Annotated in this window: 1 protein-coding gene; it reads left to right on the forward strand. The window is 44.8% G+C overall.

The annotated features are described in order from the left end of the window. Positions 1–511: hypothetical protein (locus LGZ98_RS24090; RefSeq protein ID WP_262978767.1), on the forward strand; the 511-nt coding region annotated here is incomplete at both ends.

The following is a 511-nucleotide window of genomic DNA, read 5'->3' on the forward strand; positions in this document are numbered from 1 at the left end:
GTCGATCTGAGAAGCATTTCCTTGACGGCGGGGAAGGATATTACTCTGACCAGTGGCGGCACGCTTGATGTGAGTAAAATAACAGCAGATGACCCCTATGAATATGAAAATGAACACGGAGAGGGTTATGAAAAGCATTATGAATATGAAAATGCCGATGATGATGAGGAAGACGAACAATCCTACTCACAACTTCAATTACCGATAGAGAGAAGTATCATCACTGCCGGCAATAATTTAACCCTTAATGCTGGCGGTGACATTATTGATACTGAGGCAACTTTATTGGCAAAAGGGGTGACTGCCATTGTCAAAAACAACGCAGAGTTGCATTCACCGTCAGGGAGGTATAACTCAGTTGAAGGGAAATATACGCCGGTGACTTCCGCGCTAATTGCACGTGCATTAAGTCATGCTCCTCAACTGACCATAAACGCCTCAGAAGTAGAAGGGGAAGTCCCGGGGATTAAACTGGCGGATAAGCAAACTCGGATCACCTCGAAAAACAATC

Origin of the sequence: Photorhabdus kayaii (assembly GCF_025384895.1) — a bacterium.
Classification (GTDB): Bacteria; Pseudomonadota; Gammaproteobacteria; order Enterobacterales; family Enterobacteriaceae; genus Photorhabdus; species Photorhabdus kayaii.